The sequence below is a fragment of the Gemmatimonadaceae bacterium genome (assembly GCA_035606695.1).
Classification (GTDB): Bacteria; Gemmatimonadota; Gemmatimonadetes; order Gemmatimonadales; family Gemmatimonadaceae; genus JAQBQB01.
Genome location: DATNEW010000024.1, coordinates 49396 through 72472, shown reverse-complemented (window position 1 = coordinate 72472; position 23077 = coordinate 49396). Strand labels below are relative to the sequence as shown.

General features: G+C 64.8%; 25 protein-coding genes. 7 read left to right on the top strand and 18 right to left on the bottom strand.

Annotation, left to right across the window (positions count from 1 at the left end; genetic code table 11):
- Positions 1-11 precede the first annotated feature (11 nt).
- Genes VN706_10930 through VN706_10905 form a run of 6 tightly spaced genes read right to left on the bottom strand, consistent with a single transcriptional unit; the run spans position 12 to position 6897 of the window.
- The gene (locus tag VN706_10930) at positions 12-650 is read right to left on the bottom strand and encodes a hypothetical protein (protein HXT16134.1); all 639 of its coding nucleotides are present in this window, start codon (positions 648-650) and stop codon (positions 12-14) included.
- Positions 647-2602, bottom strand: a complete 1956-nt coding sequence (gene ctaD / locus VN706_10925; GenBank protein ID HXT16133.1) for a cytochrome c oxidase subunit I — start codon at positions 2600-2602, stop codon at positions 647-649. The genes VN706_10930 and ctaD overlap by 4 nt, the downstream gene beginning before the upstream one ends.
- The gene (coxB, locus tag VN706_10920) at positions 2599-3549 is read right to left on the bottom strand and encodes a cytochrome c oxidase subunit II (protein ID HXT16132.1); all 951 of its coding nucleotides are present in this window, start codon (positions 3547-3549) and stop codon (positions 2599-2601) included. Before coxB ends, ctaD begins: the two co-directional genes overlap by 4 nt.
- 12 nt (positions 3550-3561) lie before the next feature.
- Positions 3562-4122 carry a c-type cytochrome gene (locus tag VN706_10915; protein ID HXT16131.1) on the bottom strand — a complete coding sequence of 187 codons (561 nt, stop codon included), beginning with the start codon at positions 4120-4122 and terminating at the stop codon, positions 3562-3564.
- On the bottom strand, positions 4112-4990 hold the full coding sequence (locus VN706_10910) for a substrate-binding domain-containing protein (protein HXT16130.1): 879 nt from the start codon (positions 4988-4990) through the stop codon (positions 4112-4114). The genes VN706_10915 and VN706_10910 overlap by 11 nt, the downstream gene beginning before the upstream one ends.
- Before the next feature lie 35 nt (positions 4991-5025).
- Positions 5026-6897, bottom strand: coding sequence for a methanol/ethanol family PQQ-dependent dehydrogenase (locus VN706_10905; GenBank protein ID HXT16129.1), 1872 nt, complete (start codon positions 6895-6897; stop codon positions 5026-5028).
- A gap of 178 nt (positions 6898-7075) precedes the next feature.
- On the opposite strand from VN706_10905, the gene VN706_10900 reads away from it, so the two are divergent.
- Together VN706_10900 and VN706_10895 are read left to right on the top strand one after the other, a co-directional pair.
- Positions 7076-7951, top strand: a complete 876-nt coding sequence (locus VN706_10900; protein HXT16128.1) for a hypothetical protein — start codon at positions 7076-7078, stop codon at positions 7949-7951.
- On the top strand, positions 7948-8928 hold the full coding sequence (locus VN706_10895; GenBank protein HXT16127.1) for a PQQ-dependent catabolism-associated beta-propeller protein: 981 nt from the start codon (positions 7948-7950) through the stop codon (positions 8926-8928). Before VN706_10900 ends, VN706_10895 begins: the two co-directional genes overlap by 4 nt.
- Before the next feature lie 117 nt (positions 8929-9045).
- On the opposite strand, the gene VN706_10890 is transcribed toward VN706_10895, so the two are convergent.
- Complete coding sequence (locus VN706_10890; GenBank protein ID HXT16126.1) at positions 9046-10161, bottom strand: hypothetical protein; 1116 nt, start codon at positions 10159-10161, stop codon at positions 9046-9048.
- A gap of 155 nt (positions 10162-10316) precedes the next feature.
- Between VN706_10890 and VN706_10885 the strand changes: the two genes are divergently transcribed.
- The gene (locus VN706_10885) at positions 10317-10892 is read left to right on the top strand and encodes a phosphatase PAP2 family protein (GenBank protein HXT16125.1); all 576 of its coding nucleotides are present in this window, start codon (positions 10317-10319) and stop codon (positions 10890-10892) included.
- On the opposite strand, the gene VN706_10880 is transcribed toward VN706_10885, so the two are convergent.
- Genes VN706_10880 through VN706_10860 form a run of 5 tightly spaced genes read right to left on the bottom strand, consistent with a single transcriptional unit; the run spans position 10819 to position 14074 of the window.
- Complete coding sequence (locus tag VN706_10880; GenBank protein HXT16124.1) at positions 10819-11682, bottom strand: phosphatase PAP2 family protein; 864 nt, start codon at positions 11680-11682, stop codon at positions 10819-10821. The genes VN706_10885 and VN706_10880 overlap by 74 nt on opposite strands.
- Before the next feature lie 52 nt (positions 11683-11734).
- Complete coding sequence (locus VN706_10875; protein HXT16123.1) at positions 11735-12535, bottom strand: aldo/keto reductase; 801 nt, start codon at positions 12533-12535, stop codon at positions 11735-11737.
- A gap of 7 nt (positions 12536-12542) precedes the next feature.
- Positions 12543-13136 (bottom strand): DNA-3-methyladenine glycosylase, encoded by a 594-nt coding sequence (locus VN706_10870; protein HXT16122.1) that lies wholly within the window; start codon positions 13134-13136, stop codon positions 12543-12545.
- Entirely contained in the window at positions 13108-13860 is a 753-nt protein-coding gene (locus VN706_10865; protein HXT16121.1) for a UdgX family uracil-DNA binding protein, read from the bottom strand. Before VN706_10865 ends, VN706_10870 begins: the two co-directional genes overlap by 29 nt.
- Positions 13814-14074 (bottom strand): hypothetical protein, encoded by a 261-nt coding sequence (locus VN706_10860; protein HXT16120.1) that lies wholly within the window; start codon positions 14072-14074, stop codon positions 13814-13816. The genes VN706_10865 and VN706_10860 overlap by 47 nt, the downstream gene beginning before the upstream one ends.
- 121 nt (positions 14075-14195) lie before the next feature.
- Here VN706_10860 and VN706_10855 point away from each other — a divergent pair, with 121 nt between their 5' ends.
- From VN706_10855 to VN706_10840, 4 genes are all read left to right on the top strand, one after another.
- On the top strand, positions 14196-15584 hold the full coding sequence (locus VN706_10855) for a hypothetical protein (GenBank protein HXT16119.1): 1389 nt from the start codon (positions 14196-14198) through the stop codon (positions 15582-15584).
- Between the two features lie 103 nt (positions 15585-15687).
- Positions 15688-16248, top strand: coding sequence for a DUF502 domain-containing protein (locus tag VN706_10850; GenBank protein ID HXT16118.1), 561 nt, complete (start codon positions 15688-15690; stop codon positions 16246-16248).
- 52 nt (positions 16249-16300) lie between these two features.
- Entirely contained in the window at positions 16301-17125 is an 825-nt protein-coding gene (locus tag VN706_10845; protein ID HXT16117.1) for a formate/nitrite transporter family protein, read from the top strand.
- A 185-nt stretch (positions 17126-17310) separates the two neighbouring features.
- A complete protein-coding gene (locus VN706_10840) occupies positions 17311-17754 on the top strand; it encodes an SET domain-containing protein-lysine N-methyltransferase (GenBank protein HXT16116.1) in 444 nt (147 codons plus the stop codon).
- Positions 17755-17761: 7 nt separating this feature from the next.
- Here VN706_10840 and VN706_10835 read toward each other — a convergent pair whose 3' ends face one another.
- From VN706_10835 to VN706_10810, 6 genes are read right to left on the bottom strand one after another with little or no spacing between them, the layout of a single operon-like run.
- On the bottom strand, positions 17762-18373 hold the full coding sequence (locus tag VN706_10835; GenBank protein HXT16115.1) for a hypothetical protein: 612 nt from the start codon (positions 18371-18373) through the stop codon (positions 17762-17764).
- On the bottom strand, positions 18363-19037 hold the full coding sequence (locus VN706_10830; protein HXT16114.1) for an SCO family protein: 675 nt from the start codon (positions 19035-19037) through the stop codon (positions 18363-18365). Before VN706_10830 ends, VN706_10835 begins: the two co-directional genes overlap by 11 nt.
- A 25-nt stretch (positions 19038-19062) precedes the next feature.
- On the bottom strand, positions 19063-19623 hold the full coding sequence (locus VN706_10825) for a hypothetical protein (GenBank protein HXT16113.1): 561 nt from the start codon (positions 19621-19623) through the stop codon (positions 19063-19065).
- 11 nt (positions 19624-19634) lie between these two features.
- Positions 19635-20471: a methyl-accepting chemotaxis protein gene (locus tag VN706_10820; protein HXT16112.1), complete on the bottom strand. Its 837-nt coding sequence runs from the start codon at positions 20469-20471 to the stop codon at positions 19635-19637.
- The gene (locus tag VN706_10815; GenBank protein HXT16111.1) at positions 20471-20842 is read right to left on the bottom strand and encodes a response regulator; all 372 of its coding nucleotides are present in this window, start codon (positions 20840-20842) and stop codon (positions 20471-20473) included. The genes VN706_10820 and VN706_10815 overlap by 1 nt, the downstream gene beginning before the upstream one ends.
- Positions 20843-20883: 41 nt before the next feature.
- The gene (locus tag VN706_10810) at positions 20884-22884 is read right to left on the bottom strand and encodes an ATP-binding protein (GenBank protein ID HXT16110.1); all 2001 of its coding nucleotides are present in this window, start codon (positions 22882-22884) and stop codon (positions 20884-20886) included.
- Between the last annotated feature and the right edge of the window lie 193 nt (positions 22885-23077).

Sequence of the window (23077 nt, the reverse complement as noted above, 5' to 3'; positions counted from 1 at the left end):
CGTCTACGACGTCAGAAGATTCGCGGTCCGACATACACGATGAGATAAACGGGAATCCAGATCCCAACGGTGAAATACCAATAGAAGCTGTTGTCCGTCGCGTCGCTGAAGCTCTTCACGGGCATCGGGCGCACGAAGTAGAACAACGTGAGGCCGAGCGTATCGGCAACGTCGAGCGCCAGCAGCGAGGTGTGAAAGCCAACGATTGTCCACGCCGCCGAACCGTACGCGTTCGTGTCCCAGCGCGTGTTGAGCGCCCACAGCTCCCACCACCGCACGACGACGATCGCGAACACGATCACCGAAAAGAGGAGCAGCCACTTCTTGAGCGCCGGCTTGTCGAGTCGCTTGGCCGCGCGCTGCGACGCGATCGCCGGGATCAAGCTCAGCAGCATCAGCGCGAGATTGATCGTCGGAATGAGCAAACTTGGATAGGGCGTGCGAAGCGGCGGCCACGCCTCGTAGTTCTGCCGCAGGTACAAATAGGACACGACCAGTAGCGCCAGCGTCCACCCTTCCACGACCATGAAGCCCAGGGTCGACCACCACATCAAGCTGCGGCTGCCGAACACCACGGTCGGCAGCTGCGAGACGTCACCCGCCGGACGGAGTGGTTTCGCCGACGTCGCCATCGTCGTCATAGTTGTCATGCGCGCTCCGCGAGCGCGTCAGGCGCCAGCACGCGGTCCGGACCTTTATGCTCACCGATCGAGTTCCACGCCCACATGAACAAGCCGATCAACGCCAGTCCCAGTCCGCCGAGCACGTAATACGGCGAGAAGATCGATCCGATGAACACCACGCCCATGGTCCCGGCGAGATACATCGGCCAGATCGATCCCTCGGGATGCTCGTGGCGATGATCGGGCCGCGCATCGAACGTCGTCGTCGTCAGTACCTCACGCCGATCCGACCGCAATCCGGTCATCACCGGCAGCTCGACGCTCGTATCCCAGAGCGGATGGCGGCTCGTCGTGACGGGTATATAAGTAAAGTTATATGGCGGCGGCGGCGACGACGTCGCCCACTCGAGACCGGACGAATTCCACGGATTCGGGCCCGCAAGCTCGCCGGCGACCCAACTCTTGATGACGTTCACGAGGAACACCACGACCGATATCGCGATGACATACCCGCCGATCGTCGCCACGAGATTGAGCGGACCCCACCCCGTGTTCGCCATATAGGTGTACACGCGACGCGGCATGCCCTCCAATCCCAAAATGTGCATCGGGAAGAAGGTCACGTTCACGCCGATGAGAAACAGCCAGAAGTGCCATTTGCCCAGCGTCTCGCTGAGCTTGCGCCCGACGATCTTCGGGAACCAGAAGTAGAACGCACCGAAGAGCGGCATGATGCCGCCGCCGAGCAGCACGTAATGCAAGTGGGCGACGACGAAGAACGTGTCGTGCGCCTGCTTGTCGAATCCCACCGATGCGAGCATCACACCGGTGATGCCGCCGTTGATGAACGTGAAGAAGAATCCCATCACGAACAGCAGCGGCACGCGGAACGTGGGGCGGCCCATCCACAGCGTGGCGATCCAGCAGAAGATCTGCACGCCCGTGGGAATGGCGATCAACATGCTGGCCGCCGTGAACAAACTCTGTCCGAGCTCGGGGATCGGCGTCGCGAACATGTGGTGGACCCACAACCCGAACGCGAAGAACGCGGTGGTGACGTTCGCCATCACGAGCGCCGTGTATCCGAACACCTTTCGCCGCGCGAAGGTCTCGATGATCGGCGTGATGAAGCCCAGGCCCGGCAGGAAGATGATGTAGACCTCAGGGTGGCCGAAGAACCAGAAAATGTGCTGCCACAGCAGCACGTCGCCCCCCTCCGCATAGTTGAACCAATGCGTGTTGATCGCGCGATCCTCGGCCAGCATCAACGTGCTGCCCGTCGCGACGGCCGGCATGGCGAAGATGATCATGAACGCGACGACGAGCTGCGCCCACACGAACAAGGGAATGCGATTGAGCGACATGCCGGGCGATCGCAGCTTGAACACGGTGACGATGATGTTCACGGCCGCGACGAGTGCCGCAATCTCGGTGAACGTCACCACCTGCGCCCACACGTCCATGCGATGCCCGGGCGAGTACACCGTCGAGAGCGGCGGATACGCGAACCACCCCGCATCCGGTCCGGTGTTCGCGAACAGCGACACGTACAGGAACACGACGCCGACCACGTACGTCCAGTAGCCGAACGCGTTGATGCGCGGGAACGCGATGCTCCGCGCGCCAACCATCAGTGGCACGAGATAAAGGCCCATCGCCGTCATGATCGGCACGGCGAAGAGGAACATCATCGTCGTGCCGTGCGTCGTGAAGAGCTGATTGTACTTGTCGGCGCTGAGCAGCGTGTTTTCCGGCCGCGCGAGTTGCGTGCGCATCAGCGCCGCCTCGATGCCGCCGGCCAGGAACATCAGGAACGCGGTGATGATGTAGCGCTTGCCGATCGTCTTGTGATCGACCGCCGTGAGCCAGCCCCAGACGCCCGGCTTGTCGCGCCAGGTTTGGTCGAGCGCGGCGGCCTCGCGGGCGATGGCCTCCTCGGACAACAGCAGCTCGACGGGAAGTCCAGCGTCGGCGCTCATTTCAATGTTTCCAGGTATGAGATCAACGCCGTCAACTGCGGTTCAGTGAACTGGTACGCCGGCATGCGCGCGCCCGGCTTCACGTTCTGCGGGTTCGACACCCACTTCACGAGATTCTCACGCGTGTTGGCGAGGGTTCCCGCGGCGATCGTGTTGCGGCTCTTGAGGTGCGTGAGCCCGGGACCAACGGTCGATCGCGCCTCGGTGCCGGCGATGCTGTGGCAGACGGCGCATCCGCTCGACATGAAAATCCGCTGGCCATAGAGCAACGTCGAGTCGGTCGGTTGGTCCTGCGGCCTCGATGCCGCGGCCATCCACGCCGCGAACTTCACCGGCGGCTCGGCGATGATGTAGAACGCCATCTTCGCGTGCTGCAAACCGCAGAACTCCGCGCACTGTCCGCGGTAGACGCCGGCGGTGTCGGCCTTGAACCACAGGGTGCTCGTGTAACCGGGAATGAGATCGCGCTTGCCGTTCAGGTTCGGCGCCCAGAAGCTGTGAATCACATCGGCCGCGCGCAGCTTGAACTGAATCATCTGGCCGGTCGGGACGTGAATCTCGTTCGCCGTCGAGATCATCTTGCTCGGATCGGGATCCTCGTACTGCGCCTCCCACCACCACTGATGTCCGACGACGTCGATCGTCAACCCGCGCTGCGGATGCACCGCGAGCGCGTGACCGACCGAGAAGTCGAATATCAGGAAGGCAAGGAGAATCAGCACGGTGGCGAAGCCCGCGCCCGCGACGACACGCTCGACGCGATGATGCGTCTCCGGCGACACGTGCTCGAGACCGTCCGACGCGCGGTTCCCGCGCGGGTGCATGGCGGCGTAGATCGCGAAGAGCACGACACCGAGCCAGACGGTGCCGCCGACGCCGAGCATCCACCACCAGAGGTGGGCGACGGCGCGCGCTTGCGGCGATTGCGGATCGAAGAGCGAGTGCATGAGCGATCGCGTCTACTTCATCGAGGAAAGCGGAAGTCCCGAATTCTTCGCCTTGGACTGCGGCGTTTGCGGCGTCTGCGAGGGCGACGGCTTTACCATCATGTGATCCTCGCGATTCGGCCGCGCCCCCTTCGGCGTGAGCCCGCTCAACGAGCGCACGTAGGACACGAGCTGCCAGATCTGCTGGTTGTTCAAGCGATGCTTCCACGACGGCATGCCGTTCGGCCGGCCTTCAGCGATCGTCGCGAAGATCTGCTGCGGGAGGCTGCCGTAACTCCACTCGTCGTCCATGAGGGCCGGTCCCATGCCGCCGCCGCCATTCGAGTGACACCCGCTGCAATTCATCTGCTCGAACAACACCTGGCCTTCGCTCGCGCTGTACGCGTTGTCATCGTACGGCCCTTCCGACGTGTCATTGATGAACGTCGGGCCAGGCTGCAGCGGAACCTGCGCAACGAACTGTGTCGGCGGCTTGGGCGGCGGCTCGTTGAGATGCCGCTCCTCGCGCTCGCATGCGGCGGCGAGGAGGGCGAGCGTGCACGCTCCCGCCAGGGTCCATCCTCTAATTGCCATACGTCCTCCGGCCACGATCGGCGCGCGGCACTCCATACGCGCCGAGGATGCTGTCGATCGTCGCGTGCCTGCGCTCGATGATGTCGTCGAGCGTATGACGAAACGTTGAATCCGCGCGCCGCGTGCCCATGGCGATGTCGAACACGAAGGGCAGATACGGCAGATCCACCTGTGGGCTCACCGGCACGACGTCGAGCGCGACGGGCGACTGCTTCGCGAAGTAGCCGGCGAGCGGCCCCCAGACGACCGCAACGTCGACCTTGCGGCCGATCACGGCGTCCATGATGCGCGCCGCGGGATTCGCCTGCCGGTAATCGCCGTAGACCGGAAAGCCGACGACGTTGCGCACGATGCCGCGATTGGAGAGCGCGTGGGCCGGCGGCGTGTTCGAGAAATCGTCGCCGATGAGCTGCACGCCGATCTTCAAGCGCCGAAGCTTAGTATCGTCAAATGACTTGACGTCAAGATGCCGATCGTGCCGCGACACGAACACGTACGTCGACTTGTAGTACGGGCGCGTCGTGGCCAGCATCTCCATGCCGGAGACGGTGCCGACGACGAGGTCGCATTCGCCGGCGTTGAGCGTGTTGCGAACGAACCCGCGACGCTGCGCCCACCACGTATACGCGACCGGCCGATGCAACTCGGCACCAATCACATCGGCGATTTTGTTTTCGAAGCCGGCGCGACTGGCGTTCGAAAAGGGGAGGTTGTTGGGGTCCGCGCAGATGCGTATTGCGCTGGGCGCTGCGGGCTGGGCGCTGGGCGTGACTGCGGCGAATGCGCGGCCGTCGTGGGTCGCTGCCGCGACGCCGAGCAGGACGACGAGCGGCACGACGAGAGAGAGATTCTCTTCGCGCCGCGTCACCCGCCCAGCTCCCAGCGCCCAACGCCCAGCGCGCCTCATAGGGCAAACACGTACAACATGCCGCCCTTGGTCGTCTTCGACGGCAAGTCCTTCATCGCGTTGACGAAGCCGAGCGCCGCGGAGGAGTCGCGCGCGTCGAGGCCGCCGGCGACGATGGCACCCGACCAGCCGCCGATGCCGGACAGCACGGCGACGTACTGATGTCCGTCAGGTCCCTTGTACGTGATTGGCTGGCCGATGATGCCGGAGCCGGTCTTGAACTGCCACAGGATGTTGCCGGTGCGCGCATCGACGGCCTTGAACCATCCGTCCATCGTGCCGTAAAAGGCGACGTCGCCGGCCGTCACCACCGTGCCGCTCCACACCGGCAGATCTTCCTTGATCGACCAGACTTCCTTGCCGGTGACGGGATTCCACGCCTGGAACACGCCGCGATTGCCGCCCGGACCGGGATACATCTTCACGTTCATGCCGACGTACGGCGTGCCCGCGATGTAGTTCGCGCTCAGGCCTTCCTCGTCCATACACAAATTCTGATGAGGAATGAATAACAAGCCGAGTTTGGGCGAATAGGCCGAGGGTTGCCAGTCCTTCATGCCCGGCGCCGCCGGACAGATTTCGCGCACGACCTTGCCGAGCGTCGTCGCCTTCTCGGGATTGTATTGCAGCGCGCCGGTCTTGAGATCGACGCCCGTGGTCGAGTTGATGAACCCGTACGGATTCGCCGAGATCACTTCGCCGGTCTTGCGATCGACGACGTATACGTAGCCGTTGCGGTCGGGGCGAATGAGTACCGCGCGCTTCGCGCCGTTGATCGTGAGGTCCGCGAGAATCTGCTCGTTGATGCCGTCGTAGTCGTGCAGATCGTGCTGCGTGAGCTGGTACGCCCACACGGCTTGGCCGTCGTCGATCTTGCGCGCGAAGAGCGTCGACGTCCACTTGTTGTCGCCCGGCCGCTGATCCGGATTCCACGGGCCCGGATTCGCCGAGCCGTAGAAGATCATGCCGCTCGTCGAATCGTAGGAGATCCAGCCCCACATCGTGCCGCCGCCGATCTTCCACCCGTCGGGCGGCCACGAGCTCACGCCGAGGTCCTTGCCTTTATCCTTGGCGTAGAATGGCTTGAAGTCGGGGCCGATCAGCACATCCTTGTCGGGCCCCGTGTGATACGCCGTCCACACGACGGTGCCGGTCGTGGCATCGAGCGCCTTGAGCCAACCGCGCACGCCCATCTCGCCGCCCGAATCGCCGACGAGCACTTTGCCCTTTGCGACGAGCGGCGCCATGGTGATCGTCTCGCCCATGTTGATGTCGCCGACTTTCGTGTTCCAGACTTCCTTGCCGGTCGCGGCGTCGAGCGCGATGGTGTGATCGTCGAGGGTGTTGAAGAACAACTTGCCGTTGTCGTACACGAGGCCGCGATTGACGACGTCGCAGCACGCGACGCCCTGCGACGCGAGCTCCGGCTTGGGATTGTACATCCACTTCGTCGGAAGGCCTGGCTTCGTGAGATCGAGCGCGTAGACGTAGTTCGGGTACGGCGTGATGATGTACATCGTGTTGCCGACGACGATCGGCGCCGCTTCGTGGCCGCGCAGCGTTCCCGTCGAGAACGTGGCGATGACGCGGAGATTCTTCACGTTCGTCGTGTTGATCTCGGTCAGGCCGCTGAACCGCGTCGATGCGAGATCTTTCGCCGGACGAACCCACTGTCCGTCGTCGGCGGCGAGATCGACTTCACCATTCGCCGGTGCGGCGCCGCGCTCGACGTTGGTGCTGCCGGTAGAGCGCGATGCTTCCGTCTTGCATCCGCCGAGCAGCGATGCGAGCAGCGCGGCGAGCAGCGATGCGAGCACGAGCCACGATGCCGGACGACGTACGCTGTCGTACTGAGAAACGAAGACCATGTTGTGCGTTGCCGTCTCCAGGTTCGGCCCCGGGGCCAATGCACGAAGCGTTCCGATCAGGCCGTCTAATCATCGATTGTTGGCGCATCAAGAAATCGCGATGTTCGAGGCTGTATCCAGGCGTCCGCTGCCGCACAAAAATCGGCGCATCCCTTGCATCGGTTTTTTGCGATTCCAGATGACAAAATCGATCGATAGACGAGCGTTTCTCCAGCGCGCCGCCGCTCTCTCGGTGGCGCTGCCGAATCTCCGCATGCCCGCGCGGCGCGCCCCGCTGATACTGCGGGTCGCGCTGATCGATTCCGGCGACGGCGCGGCCGCACGCCGACTCGGCGCCGCCATGGGCGTGAACGAAGCCAAACGCTCGGCCGCGCTGTTCGGCGGGGATATCGTGCTGACCGTTGTCTCGGCCGCGGCGATCGCGCGCGAACCGCTGACCGTGAACGCGATACTCGGGGGCGGATCGCGCGACGAATGCCTCGGCTATGCCGGCGTCGCGGCGAAGCGAGGAGCGTTGTTCGTGAACGTCGGCTGCACCGACGACGCGTTGCGCGGGGCGGATTGCGCGCCGCTCATGTTTCACGCGGCGCCGAGCGACGCGATGCTGAGCGATGCGATGCGGCTGGCGCACGGCGGAGATGGCGCGCATGCAGCCGCGTGGGACCCGGCCCTCGAGAAGTTCGGCGCGGACACCCTCAACGATCGCTTTCGCGTCGAAACCAAAACGGGAATGACGCAGGAGGCGTGGCTCGCGTGGGTCGCCGTGAAGATTCTGTGGGAATCGGTGCTGCGCGCGCGAAGCGTGGCCGGCGACGCGCTGGCCGCACACCTCGTGAAGGAGACGACGCAGTTCGACGGGCACAAAGGCCGCCCGCTCAGCTTCCGCGCGTGGGATCATCAGCTGCGCCAGCCGTTGTACGTCGTGACGCCGGCGGCGAGCGGCAAGCCGGCGATCGTCGAAGAGCCGCCCGCCCGCGACGATGAGCCGTCTCGCGAGGCGCTCGACCGGCTCGGCACGACCGCGGCACAGACGGCCTGCCGGCTCAGGTCATGAGAAAACTCTTAAGTCTGCTCGCGATCGGGCTGGTTGTAACGTCGGGGCTGCAAGCGCAGGAATCCGGCTACGCCTTCGTGAGCAACGAGATCTCGCACTCGATCAGCGTGATCGACCTCGGTAAGAACACCGTGGTCGCGACGATTCCACTGCCTGGTCGCGCGCGGGGGATTCAAACGAGCCCGGATCAACGGCGCGTATACGTCGCGATGAGCGACGACAAGCCGCAGTTCGTCGGGCCGGCGGACGCGATCGCCGTCATTGACGTTGCGGCGCGGAAGCTGGTGACCACGTATCGCGCCGGATCAGATCCCGAGCAGTTCGCGGTGACACCGGACGGCGCGCGGCTGTATGCGTCGAACGAAGACGGCGGCACCGCGACGGCGATCGACCTGCACACTGGCAAGCAGCTGTCGACCTTTGTGGTCGGCATCGAGCCGGAAGGTGTCGCGGTGAGCCCGAATGGCCGTTGGGTGTACGTCACGAGCGAGACCAGCAACAGCGTGTCGGTGATCGATGTGGCGCGGCACAAGGTCGTCGCGAACCTGCTCGTCGATTTGCGCCCGCGCGCGGCGGTGTTTTCGCCCGACGGCAGCCGCGTGTACGTCACCGCGGAAGTCGGCGGGACGATGACGGTCATCGACGTGAAGACGCACGACATCGTGAATACAACGCCGATCGAACACGGCGAAGGGAAGCCGGTGGGCGTCGTGACGTCGCCCGACGGCAAGCGGATTTACGTGGCGAGCGGGCGTACGGGAACGCTGTCGGTGATCGATGCCGCGTCGCTCAAGACGGTGACGACTGTGCGTGTCGGCAAGCGTCCGTGGGGCGTCGCGATCACGCGCGACGGGAAGTACGTCTACACGGCGAACGGGCTGTCGAACGACGTGTCGGTGGTTGATACCGAGACGAACAAAGTCGTTGCGACAGTCAAAGTCGGAGCGAGGCCGTGGGGGGTGACGTTGGTGCGGTAGCGGCGTTACTGAGCGCAGCTTGTCATCCCGAGCGGGCCCCTTCGTGTCATCCCGAGCGGAGGCGTCCGCTCGGGATGACAGCGGCGCTGCGCGCCGCCGCTCGGGATGACAGGCGCGCTACGCCGGCCGACTCATCCTCTCATACCACTCCTTATACAGGCGCGGCGAAATCTCCGACGGCTTGATCTCACTCCGTCCGCCCCAGAACACGTTGGTGTAGGACACAGGCATACCGATCGCCGCGAGATGCTCGTCGATCGCCGCCTTGTGTGCCAGCACGAGCGCCTTGTCGGTGCCGTGCGCGACAGCCATGATGTTCACGTTCGCGAACTCCGGGCCGCCCTCGCGCCAGTACGCGTGCGTGAGAATGTGGTGACGCCCGATCTCGCGCCCCGCTTCGATCTCGCGTCCTTCCGGAACACGCCAGTGAAACAGCGCGTTGTATCGCGTGACGCGCGTGCCCGACGTCGACGGTTTGACGTGCTCGAGAAACGTCGAGAAGCGGCCGATCACGCCGCGCTCATTGAGCGATTGCGCGACCCGCGCGAATTCGTCGAGTGAAAGTCCCGCCTCGGCGGCGCGTCCGGCCCATGGATTCGGCCCGATCTCGTCGACCGCGAATTCGCGCTTGAGCGGCTCGAGCACGCGCCAATCCAGCTCGCTCAACTCGACGATGTTGGTGTTCATGACCGCTCCCAACTCGTCGGTCTTGCTGCCGGGCTCCATGCCGCGCCGCCGCACGTGACCGACGCCGAGCGCGAAGAGACGCTTCGCGGGCATCGCCTTGTACGACTCCGCGCCGATTTTCCGGCGCAGCAGCTCGCAGTGCGCGTCGATCGAAAATCCCTGCGGGACCTTGAGTGTCGTCCACAATCGATACGCCGACCCGGGCGTGTCGGAATCCGTGGAACGAATGACGATATGGCCGGAGAACGGATCGTCCTTCCACAAGAACTCGAACGCCGCCTCGAGCTTGTCGTTCGGGAGCTTCCACGCGACGAGCGCGCCCGGCGCGAGATTCGTCGCCATCAGCGTCTGGCGAATGCGGCGAATGGTTCCGGCGGCGAGCATGGCGCGCAAGCGCTCGTGCACAGTCTCGACGTCGAGCTCCGACAGCCGCGCGATCTCGGCGAACGGGTCGAGCAGGAATCCGGCGATGCGATCCTCGGACACGGCGAGAATGCGCGCGTTGACCGGGTCGGTGATTTCGGTGGGGATGGTTGTTTGAGGCACGATACTAAGTCTAATGCACGTCATTCCGGGCGTCCGGCTAGAGTGAAAAGCCCTCTATCGGGACGTTAGATCCCTCGCTGCGCCCGGGATGACAGAGGTGACGAGCCGTCATTCCGAACCGAAGGCGAGAAATCTGCTGTACAGGTGCGGTAGCCATGACCATCATCATCGAACATCCAACGCCGCTCGACGTTGCAATCCGCCGCGTCGCGCTGCGGCCCGGAATCCGCGCCCTGCGCGCGCCGCTATGGCCCCTCTTTCCCCTCGGCCTCCCCGGCGGATACATCACGATCGCCTATGCGACGTCGCACCAGCTCAAACGCCAACGCTTGAACGGCGGCGCCGAAATCGTGACGTCAGCGTGGCTCGGATGGATCGTCCATCGCGCGGTGAAGCTCGTCGTCGAGCGCGAGCGGCCGCACGAACGCGGACGGCGCCGCCGCTTCGACAGTTGGCCGAGCGGGCACACGACCGGCGCAACGGCGCTCGCGCTCACGATGGCGCGCGTACTCTATCGCGAACGAGTGATCACGAAACGCCAGGCGATCGCGATCGCGACGGGCGTGCCGCTCGTGATGGGCGCCTATCGCATCATCGCCGACGAGCACTGGACCACCGACGTCATGGGCGGGTGGGCAGTCGGCACTGCGATTGCGGCTATGGTAGCGGCGCCGTATATGAGAGCGCGAGGCCCCCGTGTCCGTCGGGTACGACGGCGGTCCGCAGCATGACGCGATCGATGAGGTTGTGCGGGTGACCGTGTGAGTATTGCACGACCTTGCGGCCCGTGAACGTGCCGATCGCGGCGCCGAGCACCACGTCGCTCGCCCAGTGCTTGTTGTGGTACATACGCGAGAGCGCGACCGCGCTTGCGCCGCCGTACATCAACGGTCCGACGATCCACACCGACCGCGGCCACCAGCGCGACATTTCATTGGTCACCGCGGCCGCGGCGGCGAACGCCGACGTCGAGTGGCCCGAGGGAAACGACTGGCGATCCGAAGCGCCGCCCTGCGCGAATCGGAAGTCGTGCGCGTTGGTGCCGTTCGAGACGAACGGGCGCGCGCGGCCCATGGAAATCTTGAGGACGTACGTAATCCCGTCAGCCATGAGCACCGATTCGGTGCCGTGCCATCCAAGATCTTGTATACGGCCCCAGTGACCCGCCCAGCCGACGAGATATAGGCCGCCGCCTATATAGTATGCTCCGGGGCTGGCGATCTCCTCGACACCCGTCGAAAGATTGTTGAGAAAGTTCGAGGAGTTCGGGCTCTGATGAATGTGCTGCGCGATGTGCTCGTCGAGCGGAAACATGAGCACCGTGCCGACCGCGAATCCCGCGCCGAGGAACGCGTCCTTTCTCGTGAAGAACGGCGCCTGGGTTTGCGCGTGCGTCGTGTCGCGCGGATCATTGGCCTTTTGCTGTGCGCCGAGCTGTGGTGCCGCGGCCAGAAGCGCCGATGCCGCCACGACTAGTGCGCGGCGCAGACGCGTGAGCTCATGAGCGTGAACGAACGGCATTTCGAAATTCCTTGCGGTTGAGGCAGGTGCGTGCATTGCAGGAATCGCGCACTCAGACCAGCCCGCCGACATATCGGCGCGTTTCTTCATCGAACCATGGTGGATTGCCGGACTCGGCATTTTCCCGAATGTGTACGGCGCTAGCTGTCGCGGGGATGACAGCATGCACGCGCGGGTCGGACAGAATCCATTTGAGCAGCGCCTGCGCCCAGGTGCGAACGCCGAACGGTTTCAGTCGCTCGAGGGCCGATGACGGCGGCGACCGCTGGACGAGCGACCCCTCGCCGAGCGGACGCATGACGAGCACGCCGAGCCCGAGGTCGGCCGCGGCGGGAAGAATTTCGCGCTCGACCGTGCGGTCGGCGGCGTTGTAGGGGATTTGAATTTGCTCAATACGTCCGCTGCGCATGAGCGCGAGGAGGTCGCCGAACGCCGAGTGTTGGTAGTGCGTCGCGCCGACGACGCGGACCTTTCCCTCGTCGCGAAGCCGGTCGAGCACGGGAAGGTGCGTCTTCGCGGCGACGAGATTATGAATTTGATAAATATCGATACGGCCGCCATACCACGCGAGCGCGCGCTCGATCTGTTGGCGGCCTTCTCGAGGGCTCGAAGTCCACACCTTGTCGGCGATGATCACCTGGTCGCGCCGGTCGCGAACCGTGTCGGCGAGCACGCGTTCGGCTTCGCCGTACATGGGTGACGTGTCGAACAGATTGGCGCCCGACGCGAGCGCCGCGTCCGTTACGTCGCGGCGCTCATGCTCCTCAGGACCGGTGACGTCGAACGTGCGCCACGTTCCCATGCCGACCACGGGGACGTCGAGGCCGGTGCGGCCGAGCGTGCGACGTTCCATCCCGCGATTACTCGGCGCCGAGCTGTCCGTCGCCGTTCTCGAGCGAACGCCAGAGATACCACGACGCGACGCTCGCATGCGGGCTCCACTTGGCGCCGATCTTCTTGACGTCCTTCGGGGTCGGCCGTTTGCGTTTCCGATACGCGCGTTTGATCGCGTTCTGAATGCCCAAATCGAGCTCGGGCAATACGTCGGGCCGGCCGAGCCGAAACATGAGGAACATCTGCGCGGTCCATCGTCCAATGCCTTTCACCTGCACGAGGTGGGCGATGAGGTCGTCGTCGCTCATCGAGTGCACTTCGTGCAGCGGCAGCTCGTCGGAGATCACCTTTGATGAGAGATCTCTCAAGTATCCGATCTTCTGCCGCGACAGGCCGACGGAGCGCATCGTCTCGTCGCTCGTCCGCATCACGAGCTCGGGGGTTGGCGTGTCGTTGGGATAGAGCGCGTTGAATCGCCGCAGGATGGTGCCGGCGGCCTTGCCCGAGAGCTGTTGATAGACGATCGAGCGAACGAGGGCCTCGAAGTGCGTGCCTTCGCTGCGCATCTGCAAACGACAGGGACCGACCGCCTCAATGACGCGCGCGAGGACGGGATCCACGCGCTTGAGATGGCGTATCGAGGATCGGAAGTCTGGCATGACGAGAATTTACTTCGGTCCGCTCGTCCGCGTGCTTGGCCAGGTAGCGGCCGACCTTCCGCATGTCGGCGATGAACATCCGTTCGGCGATGACCCGCTGATCCCTGGGCGCGCGGAGAACCGCGGAGGGATGAACCGTCGCGAAGACGGCCGGCGCCCAATCGGATTTCACCAGGACGCCGCGCTGCTTCATGACGCTGAACGTGCGGCCGAGCAGCGACTTCGCCGCCGTGGCGCCGAGCACGACGATCACTTGCGGGCGAATGAGGGCGATCTCGTGCGCGAGCCACGGATGACACGCCTTCACTTCGCCGGCGCTGGGCGTCTGGTGAATGCGACGCGCGGATCGCGCATCCTTCGCCCACTTGAAGTGCTTGACCGCGTTGGTCACATAGACGTCCTCGCGCGCGATGCCGGCGGCGTCGAACGCGCGATCCAGCAGCTTGCCCGACGGTCCGACGAAGGGACGTCCAGCCTTGTCCTCTTGATCGCCGGGCTGCTCCCCGACGACCACGACCGTTGCCGTGCTCGGTCCTTCGCCGAACACGGTTTGGGTGCCGAGCTTGAACAGGTGGCACCCGCGGCATCCTTTCGACGCGGCGCGAAGCTTCGAGAGCGTCGCGCGCGGCGGAATGAAATCAGCCGCGGAGCCGGTTGCTTTCGCTGTTTTTTTCGGCTTCGTCATGCTGCTGGCGATCCTCGGACAAGCGATGATGACCGGCGATGGGCCGATCGGTGTTGTTCGTGTTGTTCTCGTCCTGCGGCGAGCCTTCGGACTCTTCGCTGCCGCCGTGCTTGCCGTGCAGGCTCTCGATGAATTCCGAGTGCGTCTTGTCGCCGTGCCGGCCCTCGACCTGCGATCGATCGTCGCTGCCGCCGGTCTTTTGATTCTTCGCCATCTGCTTCTGTGCTCCTCGCAAGGTTGCGGTTGGAACCGCGATTGAACCGCCCGGATACTTGCGGGGCAAAGGCAGGGCCAGACCTCCTCCAACCTTCGGCCTCGATGCGCCTGGTGAACCGATGACACCGCGCACGCTTGCGCTCGCTCTCGTGATCGGCGCGTTATGCCGGCCCGTGGTTGCCGTCGGACAGCAACCGCAGCACGACATGATGCGCATGGCCGACAGCGCCGCACGGCCGACGCTGCTCGAGGTTCCGATCACGCACGCCGGCTCGGGCACGGCGTGGCTGCCTGCCGCGTCGCCGCGGCGCATGGTTCACGTCGACGCGGGCGAGTGGACCGTGATGCTCCACGGCGAAGCGTTCGGCCTGAACAACCAGCAGCAGACGCTGCACGGCGGCGCGCAGTGGGCGATGCTCGACTGGGAGATGGCGAGCGCGTCGCGCTCCGCGGCGGGCGGGCTGCTGCGCTTCAACGCGATGACGAGTCTCGAGTCGTTCACGTTGCCGGACAGCGGCTATCACGAGCTGCTCCAGACCGGCGAGACGTTTCGCGGCCGTCGCCGGGCCGACGTCGAGCATGCGGACCAGCCGCTGATGGAGCTCTCCGGCGCCTATGATCATACTATAACTAGTAAACTGGCAACAACGGTCTATGCCGCCGCGGTTGGTGAACCGGCGCTCGGACCGGTGGCGTACATCCACCGGCCCTCGGCCGACGGCGATCCGTTCGCGCCCATCGGCCAGCATTGGCAGGACGCGGCGCACGCGAGCGTGGGCGTCGTCACGGCCGGAGCATTCACGCGTGCCGTGCAGGTCGAAGGCTCGGTGTTCAACGCGCGCGAGCCGAATGACGGACGCCTTGGCACCGATCTTCAGAACGCCCGGCTCGACTCATACGCCGGCCGGCTCACCGTGCTGCCGGCGGACCAGGTCGCGGTGTCGGCGTGGGCCGGCTATCTCGCCGACCACGATCCGCTCACGCCGGGCCTCGGCATGCAGCGGTACGGTGCATCGATCCTCGGCGAAATTCCGCTGGCGAACGGACAGTCGCTGTCGGCCGCGGCGATCTGGGGCATGAACGTGCACCACCACAGCGACCGGCTGCACGTGCACGATGCAACGGCGCCCCAGCGGCTGTCGCATCCTTCGTCGAGTGTGCTGTTCGAGGCGACCTGGCGGTGGAGCGAACGAACCTCGCTGTATGGCAGAGCCGAGCAGGTGCAGAAGATGGCGGATGATTTCGGGTTCCTGGGGGGCGATCTCGCGCAGCTCTTCACCGTGCGCGCGCTCAGTGTCGGCGTGACGCACGACGTGCTGACGGCGCGCGGCTTGAGCGTGGGAATCGGCGCGCGCGGGGCGCTCAATCTCATGCCCGCGACGTTGGAGCCGACGTATCAGACGCGTCACGCCGCGGGGTTCGTCATGTACTTGACGCTCCAGCCCGCCGGAAGCCGCCGAGGGCAACGATCGGGAACGTCCACGAACGAGATGGATTCATTTCGGTAGGGAAGCACTCCGGCTTCCCAGGGTACCAGTACTGCCGTAGGTAGGACGCAACCGCCGCATCCGGTTCCCCGGGTGCGGCGGTTGTGTTTTATGTTTGTGCGACATGACGCGCCTGCTCAACTATTTCCTTCGCGGCCTCGTCGTCGTCGTTCCGCTCGCCCTGACGATCTACGTGTGCGTCGTCATCTTCGAGACGATCGACAGTTGGCTGGGCCTGCCGATTCGCGGCGTGGGATTCGTGCTCACGCTGGTGCTGATCACGCTCGTCGGCTTTCTCGCATCGAGTTTCGTGACGCGCAGCCTGATTGGCGCGATCGACCGCGTGCTCGAGCGGCTGCCGTTCGTGCGGCTGCTCTACTCGTCGGCGAAGGACATGCTGAATGCGTTCGTCGGCGAGAAGAAGCGCTTCGACAAGCCGGTGCTCGTTTCGCTGTCGGCCGATCGCACGGTGAAAGTGATCGCGTTTCTCACGTCGGATTCGTTGGCGGCGCTCGGCGCGGCCGATCACGTCACCGTGTACATGCCGCAGTCGTACGGATTCGCCGGCCACATTCTCGTCGTGCCGGCGGATCGTGTCGAACGAATCGATGCCGATGCGACGGCCGTGATGGCGTTCATCATCTCCGGTGGCGTGACGCAAGTGGAGTCACGCGGCCACGGCTGACGCGGCACGGCGGTTCGCGTGTCGCGGTACGCTTTTTTCGTGGCGGCCCCCCATGGCTCAGGAAGAACAGGCGCAAGGCGAGGCCGCCGAATCCGGCTCTGGTCCCGAAAAGGGAACGCGGTTCTCCGCGTCGGAAATTCATGAGAATATTCTCGAGGATGCCGGAGAGGAGCTGGACCGGCCGTTCCTCGAGCTCGCGTACTCCGGATTCGCGGCTGGTCTGAGCATCGGCTTCAGCTTTCTGGCCGTCGTGCTCTTGTCGGCGCACATGGCGCCCGAGCATCACGACATCGCGGCGGCGCTCGTCTATCCGCTCGGCTTCATCTACGTGGTGCTGGCTCGGCATCAGCTCTTCACGGAGAACACGCTCGAGCCGGTGATTCCACTGCTCGAGAAGCGCAACCTCGAGACGCTGCGCAAAGTGATTCGGCTGTGGAGCATCGTGCTGCCGGCGAATTTGATTGGCGCGGCGATCTTCTCCTTCGTCGTCGCGCGCACGCAGCTGTTCGAACCGGCGATGAGCAAGAATCTCATCGACACCGCGGTGCACGCGACGAGCGGCGGATTCGTCGTGGTGTTCTACAAAGCCATCTGGGCGGGTTGGCTCGTTGCGTTGATGGCGTGGATGCTTGCGTCGACGCGCGAGACGTTCGCGCAGATCGCTCTCATCTGGTTGACGACGGCGCCGATCGCGGGACTCGGGTTCAAGCACTCGATTGCCGGCGCGATCGAGGCGTTCTATCGCGCCTGGGTCGGCGAGGCGGGATTCTGGACGATGCTCGGCTCGTTCGAGATTCCGGCGCTGCTCGGCAATATCATCGGTGGGGTGGTGCTGGTGGCGTTGGTCAATCATGGGCAGGCGGGATCAAAGAAATAGTGTCATCCCGAGCGACCCTGACCCTGAGCGTAGCGAAGGGGAAGGGGAGTCGAGGGACCCCCTTCTCAGCGGAGCGCTGCGTATGGCTCCTCCGTCGGGACGGGGGTCCTTCGACTCGCTCCGCTCGCTCAGGATGACAACGACTCGCTCCGCTCGCTCAGGATGACAACGGCTCGCTTCACCCGATGACTGAACTCTTCGAAATCCGCCCCTCTCCCATCCAGGGTCTTGGCGCGTTCGCCACACGCCACATCCCGGCCGGCACGCGCCTGATCGAGTACGCGGGACAGCGCCTCACGCCCGCCGAGGCGGATGCGCGATATCCCGACGACGATGCGCGGCATCACACGTTCCTGTTCGCGATCGACGACGATGTCGTCATCGACGCCGCGGTCGACGGGAACGACGCGCGATTCATCAATCACTCGTGCGATCCGAACTGTGACGCCGTCGTCGACGACGGGCGCATCTGGATCGAGACGATCCGCGACGTCGAGCCCGGCGCAGAGCTGGCGTACGACTACGCCTACATCCTCGAGGAACGCCACAGCCCAGCGGCGAAACGGAAATATCCGTGTCACTGCGGGGCCGGTACGTGCCGTAAGACTATTCTAGCTAAAAAACGCTAATTCGCGTTCAGTGTTGTCCGCGGTAGACGATGCCGAGTGGATCGACCTTGCGCTGGAGCCGTGCGTCGACGGCGCAGCCGAACACCGGCAGGGGATCGGGGTTGGCGCCGGCGAGGACCTGTCCGCGAATCTGTTCGTCGAGCGACGTGACCGCGGCCGGACGGTCGAAGTACCCGCCGATGTACCGCAGCTCGCCCTTCACGTCGAACACGAGCATGACGGGCGCGACCTCGAGGCCGAACTTGGACCCGAGCTCCTCGCGCGTGATGGTGCGAAACTCATAGCCGGCATGTTCCGCCGCCGCGCGCTTGGTGCTGTCCTCACCCACGAAGAGAATCATCTCGTGCACGCCCGGGAACGGTTTGCGCTCGACCAGATGCTTGAACAGGCGCGCGGTACACGAACATCTCGCGTAGATGACGTGCACGATGAAATCCGAGGATGCGTCCTCGCGAAGCGCGAGCGCCGCTCGAGCGATGCGCGCCTCGTCATCCGGCCGCGGCATGGCGGCCAGGTGCGACACGCCAAGCGATCCGAGCGCGAGGCTCACGCCGACGATCCAGACGACGAGAAACAGCTTGGCGACGGGAAAGCGCCCTTTCTTCTTGCTACCGGTCATGCGATGCCCCGTCAGACGATGCGCGGAGCGTGTTGAGTCCCTCGATGACGCGCGCCGCGTTCGACGGGCGAAGCAGCACGCCGGCCAGCTTGCCGTCGGGATCGATCACGAACAGCGACGTCGAATGGTCGATTCCTGACTTGGAGCTGTCCGAGGCCGCGCCGACCGCACGCGCGAACTGCGCAACCGAGTCGCGGGCGCCCGTCAGTCCGACGAGGGCGCGATCGAAGTGTGCGAGATAACTCTTCACGCGCGGCGGCGTGTCGCCTTCCGGCTGCACCGAGACGAACAGCAGCTGCGTCCGTCCATCGGCGACGCCGCTCGCCGGCTGTTTCGCGACGTCGCTGAGCACCATCAACGTCATTGGACAGACGTCGGGGCAGGCGGTGTAGCCGAAGAACACCAGGCTCCAGTGCCCGCGCAGCTGCGCCGGACTGAAGGTCGTACCGTCGCCGGTCGTCAACGACGGCAGCCGAAGCGCCACGCGGGGCGTCGACGGCAACACCGTTTGTTGGAGCGCGGCGAGACGGCTGGTCCCGCTCGTCCCACTCGTTCCGTGAGCGCCGAGGCGCGGCAAGGCGCGCGCGGTGAACGCGGTGAACGCCGAGGCAACGGCGACGACGGAGAGAGCAACAGCGATGATGGTGCCGCGAGAGAGCGTCATGGGGTGACCGAGAGGAATTAGAGAACTAGAACAGGGCGATCTCGCCCTCGCGCAGGATGTCGTCCGCGTCCGAAGGCAGCATGTCGGCGAGCGTGATGTCCGGAGCGAGCTGGCTCGCCAGCGTCACGATGATGCGCCGCCCGCGCGCGACGTACGCCGCCCGCATCACGTCCATGTCAGCTTGCGGGATCGCGCTGATGTCGACGCCCGCGAGCAGCGACGGAAGTCCGAGCATGAGGTCGAACCCGCGTGCCAGCAGCTTGTTCTTGAGCCGTCCGCCAAGCTGATTATTGAGCTCGCGCGACCAGTCTTCGAGATCGCTCGCCAGCGGCGGCGCCTGATCCGCGTGCGAGCGCGCCGGATGGAGACGCGCCAACAGCTCGGCGTCGAGATCGATCGTGCACGCCAGGCGAAGACCAGGCGCGGTGAGGCTCAGCACGGATATGTAGCTCGCGCGATGAATGCCGCTCCGAACCGCGCCGTCGTCATCCGCCTGAGCGGAAAAACCATAGGCAGCAAACAGCTCGGTGACCGATTCGAGATACAGACGGCGCACGAGCGCGGTGACGGTGGGATTTCCGTGCATGCGTGGCTCCGTTAGAACAGGACGAGCCCGCGTGCCTCAGCGGGCATGTGGCTCGTTTCCGGCTCGGGCGCGGCGCCCACGACGCCGCCCTCGAGCACGTAGCCGACGCGCTGCTCCATCCGTTCGACGTTGCGCGCGATCGCGGTCAGCGTCTGCGACACCGGATCCTGGAACTGCAGGTGCGAGAGCGCGGCGTTCGACAGCGTCAGCACTTCATCCAGCCGGCCGCCGTCCGTTCCGGATTCCGATTGCGCGAGCGCCGTGCGGACTTGCTCGCTCAACTCGGCGGAGAACGAATGGGTCCGCGCGGTCATCGAGGTCGCGCGCTGCATTACCGGCGGCAGGCCGGAACGCACACCCTTGATCGACGACGTGACGGTGTCGGCCGCGTCGCGGATGTTGTCGCTCAGCTCGCGCATGTGTGTGGCGATCACGGCGAACTGGCGGCCATGCTCGCCGACACGCGCGGCTTCGATCGCGCAATTGATCGCGAGAATCTCCGACGACTCCGTCAACTTCTCGATGGCTTGCACCGCCTTCTGAATTCCGTCGGCGAGCTGCAGCACCTGCTTGACGGCGGATTCCTGCGCGTGAACATCCTCCTGCATGCCACCGACGAACCGTGACACCGTTTCCTCGGAGCGAGACGTCGACACGGCGACGCGGCGGTCCGAGTCCGCGATGAGCTCGCGCGCCTTGTCGACCAGCGACGAGAGCACGTCACCGCACGCGAGCACCTCGCGCTCCGTGAGGGAGCGCAGGTCCTCGATACAGTCCCGGACGTGATCTTTCGTGCGCACGATCTCCTGCATCGCGCGCGCGTGCACGCCGTCACCATCACACGACATCAGGATCTCGTGAGATGTTTTGCGGTCTGGACGAGCTGATTCGCGTCGAACGGCTTGACCATCCAGCCGACCGCGCCGGCGTCCTTGGCGCGCTTGACGAGCGACGGCTGCGCTTCGGTGGTCAGCATCAGAATCGGCAGCGCCTTGTTCTCCGGCTTGCGCTTGACCTGCTCGACCATCTCGAGGCCGTTCATGTTCGGCATGTTCACGTCGCACACCACCATGGCGATGCTGCGATCGGTGTCGATCGCCGCCAGCCCTTCGCGTCCGTCGGTGGCCTGAACGGTCGTGAACCCGGCCTGCTTGAGCGCCAGCGAGACTTGCTGGCGCACCGTGCCTGAGTCGTCCACGACGAGAATCGTCTTCGTCATTGCTTGCTACCTCGTGCTTCCTGGATGAGTGAACGGTGAGATCAGGCGCTGGCACGGCGCAGAATCGCCGAGTGACCTTCGTAGACAGTATCGTCGTTGGGGAAGACGAAGCTGATGCGCGTTCCCTCGCCCTTTCGCGACTCCACCTCGACCGAGCCGCCGAGCGACTCGCATGCGCTGCGCACCGCCGCCATGCCGACGCCGCGTCCCGAGAGCTCGGTGACGCCGGTCTTCGAGCTGACACCGGGCAGGAAGATGACGTCCGTCGATTGCGCCCGCGGGTCGCTCGCCAATCCGAGCTGCTGGGCCGTGGCGCGTAGCGCGTCCCAATCGACTCCGGGACCGTCGTCCTCGACCGTGACGATGAACCGATCGCCGGCCACGCGCGTCGACACGCCGATCGTCGACTGTGTCGGCTTGCCGCTCGCCTGGCGCGCGTCGAAATCCTCGATGCCGTGATCCACCGTGTTGCGGAGCACGTGAATGAACGCGGACCAGAAGGGAGCGAAGCGCGCCGCGTTGAAGCGCAGGTCGTTCGCGTCGATCGTCACGGACACGTTGCTCTTGCCCATGCGCTCGGCGAGTCCCTTGATCTGCTGCTCGATGCGCGAGAGGCGCTTGCCGGCCGGCTCCAGGCGCCAGGACTCGAGCATGCGGGCGATCAGGCGCGCGTCGACACCGTCGAGGACCGCCTGGAGAATCGCCTGGTACTCGGCGTCGTCGATCTCGATCGAGCCCGAGGCGTGTTCGCCGATCATCTCCTGCACTTCATCGCGCGTGCGCCGCCACGTCTCGTGCAGACCGGCCATGTCGCTCGCCGCGGGCTCGGTGGCCTCGTCGGCGATCCAGCTCTCGAGATTGTGGCAGATCTCGTTGAGGCGCAGCATGCCGAACATCGCCGCGTTGCCCTTGAGCGTGTGGATCAACCGCTTCATGTGATCGAGGTCGCCGTACCGGCGCTCGGCGAGGGCGTGTACGATTTCATCGGCCTCCGTCAGGAACTCGACGAAGCCCGCCTTGTCGCGCATGATGTGCTGGAACAGACGAAGGAGCTCCGACTGATGGCGCTCGGCAAACTCGGTGCGGAGACGATCGGTGATGTCCGTGACGACGACGAGAATCTGTTCGGCCTCGGCGGCGTCGGCGTTGGAGACGAGCTTGTAGTGCACGGCGAACGTCCGGTCACCGTCGACGAATTGCTTGGGCAATTGGCTGAGCGATACCTCGACGGGCAGCATGCCGTCGCGAACGCTCTCGAGGGACAGCTCGAGCCATTCGCCGAACGTCGCGTCGCGCGTGCCGATCCACGTCGAGAGCTTCTCGCCGGCGGCGGGGGCGCCGAACCATTCGTGCGCGGCCTGCGAGCATTCGCTCGACATGCGGCCGTAGAGATCGATGGTGATGAGACCTTCCTCGATCGTGTCGAGGAGCAGGCGCATGTCGCGCTGCTTTTCGTTCAGCGTCTTCGTCCGGGCGTCGACGATCTTCTCGAGCCCGATGACGTTGTCGAAGAACTCGCGCGAGATGAAGCAGGTGGCGACTGTCTCGAGCACGACGAACCCGGCGTGCACGAGCACGACCCACCAGCGTGCGTCGTAGTTGAAGACGCTGCCGGGAACCAGCATCCACACGACCAGGTGGTGAAGAGCAACGGTGATCGCGGCGGCGATGTTCACGGTGGGATTCGCGAACATGCAGAGCATCGCGAGCAGCGCGAAGAAATAGAAGTGCATCTCGATCTGCACCGGCCCCTGTCCGAAGTGGACGAGCAGGCCGCCCATCAGCATCGCGGTGACGCCATACACCACGGAGAGGGCGCGCGGATTCGAGAAAGCGCGATAGGCGATGGTGGGGCCGGCGATGACGGCGAGGGTCATCCCGAGCGCGAGGTACGGCCCGGTTCCGGCGACTGCCGCGACCACCATGAAGGCGGGCACGTGCAGATAGAAAAAGACCAGCGCGACTTTGTTCAGCCGCTTGAGGTACTGCTGCTCGAAGGGGGTGATCTCCTTCGGGAGCGCGAGGTACTTCGTCCAAGCCATAGTCGATTGTCCTGTGAAGTGGCTAGCGTCGTTGCTGGCCCCACGAACATTGATTGAGTAACGGCAGGGGTTCGCATTTTCTTTAGCCGGTCGCCGTAAACGCAAAACGACCACGGACTTATCCGTGGTCGTTTGCCTGCTTGTCATCCTCGCGAGTCAAGCCTCTCCGTCATTCTCGCGAGTCAAGCCTCTC

What these genes read in the sequence shown, in the direction of transcription:
- VN706_10930 (HXT16134.1), bottom strand. Translation starts at nt 650, where the DNA reads ATGACAACTATGACGACGATGGCGACGTCGGCGAAACCACTCCGTCCG.
- ctaD (HXT16133.1), bottom strand. Translation starts at nt 2,602, where the DNA reads ATGAGCGCCGACGCTGGACTTCCCGTCGAGCTGCTGTTGTCCGAGGAG.
- coxB (HXT16132.1), bottom strand. Translation starts at nt 3,549, where the DNA reads ATGCACTCGCTCTTCGATCCGCAATCGCCGCAAGCGCGCGCCGTCGCC.
- VN706_10915 (HXT16131.1), bottom strand. Translation starts at nt 4,122, where the DNA reads ATGGCAATTAGAGGATGGACCCTGGCGGGAGCGTGCACGCTCGCCCTC.
- VN706_10905 (HXT16129.1), bottom strand. Translation starts at nt 6,897, where the DNA reads ATGGTCTTCGTTTCTCAGTACGACAGCGTACGTCGTCCGGCATCGTGG.
- VN706_10900 (HXT16128.1), top strand. Translation starts at nt 7,076, where the DNA reads ATGACAAAATCGATCGATAGACGAGCGTTTCTCCAGCGCGCCGCCGCT.
- VN706_10895 (HXT16127.1), top strand. Translation starts at nt 7,948, where the DNA reads ATGAGAAAACTCTTAAGTCTGCTCGCGATCGGGCTGGTTGTAACGTCG.
- VN706_10885 (HXT16125.1), top strand. Translation starts at nt 10,317, where the DNA reads ATGACCATCATCATCGAACATCCAACGCCGCTCGACGTTGCAATCCGC.
- VN706_10880 (HXT16124.1), bottom strand. Translation starts at nt 11,682, where the DNA reads ATGCCGTTCGTTCACGCTCATGAGCTCACGCGTCTGCGCCGCGCACTA.
- VN706_10875 (HXT16123.1), bottom strand. Translation starts at nt 12,535, where the DNA reads ATGGAACGTCGCACGCTCGGCCGCACCGGCCTCGACGTCCCCGTGGTC.
- VN706_10865 (HXT16121.1), bottom strand. Translation starts at nt 13,860, where the DNA reads ATGACGAAGCCGAAAAAAACAGCGAAAGCAACCGGCTCCGCGGCTGAT.
- VN706_10860 (HXT16120.1), bottom strand. Translation starts at nt 14,074, where the DNA reads ATGGCGAAGAATCAAAAGACCGGCGGCAGCGACGATCGATCGCAGGTC.
- VN706_10855 (HXT16119.1), top strand. Translation starts at nt 14,196, where the DNA reads ATGACACCGCGCACGCTTGCGCTCGCTCTCGTGATCGGCGCGTTATGC.
- VN706_10850 (HXT16118.1), top strand. Translation starts at nt 15,688, where the DNA reads ATGACGCGCCTGCTCAACTATTTCCTTCGCGGCCTCGTCGTCGTCGTT.
- VN706_10845 (HXT16117.1), top strand. Translation starts at nt 16,301, where the DNA reads ATGGCTCAGGAAGAACAGGCGCAAGGCGAGGCCGCCGAATCCGGCTCT.
- VN706_10840 (HXT16116.1), top strand. Translation starts at nt 17,311, where the DNA reads ATGACTGAACTCTTCGAAATCCGCCCCTCTCCCATCCAGGGTCTTGGC.
- VN706_10835 (HXT16115.1), bottom strand. Translation starts at nt 18,373, where the DNA reads ATGACCGGTAGCAAGAAGAAAGGGCGCTTTCCCGTCGCCAAGCTGTTT.
- VN706_10830 (HXT16114.1), bottom strand. Translation starts at nt 19,037, where the DNA reads ATGACGCTCTCTCGCGGCACCATCATCGCTGTTGCTCTCTCCGTCGTC.
- VN706_10825 (HXT16113.1), bottom strand. Translation starts at nt 19,623, where the DNA reads ATGCACGGAAATCCCACCGTCACCGCGCTCGTGCGCCGTCTGTATCTC.
- VN706_10820 (HXT16112.1), bottom strand. Translation starts at nt 20,471, where the DNA reads ATGTCGTGTGATGGTGACGGCGTGCACGCGCGCGCGATGCAGGAGATC.
- VN706_10815 (HXT16111.1), bottom strand. Translation starts at nt 20,842, where the DNA reads ATGACGAAGACGATTCTCGTCGTGGACGACTCAGGCACGGTGCGCCAG.
- VN706_10810 (HXT16110.1), bottom strand. Translation starts at nt 22,884, where the DNA reads ATGGCTTGGACGAAGTACCTCGCGCTCCCGAAGGAGATCACCCCCTTC.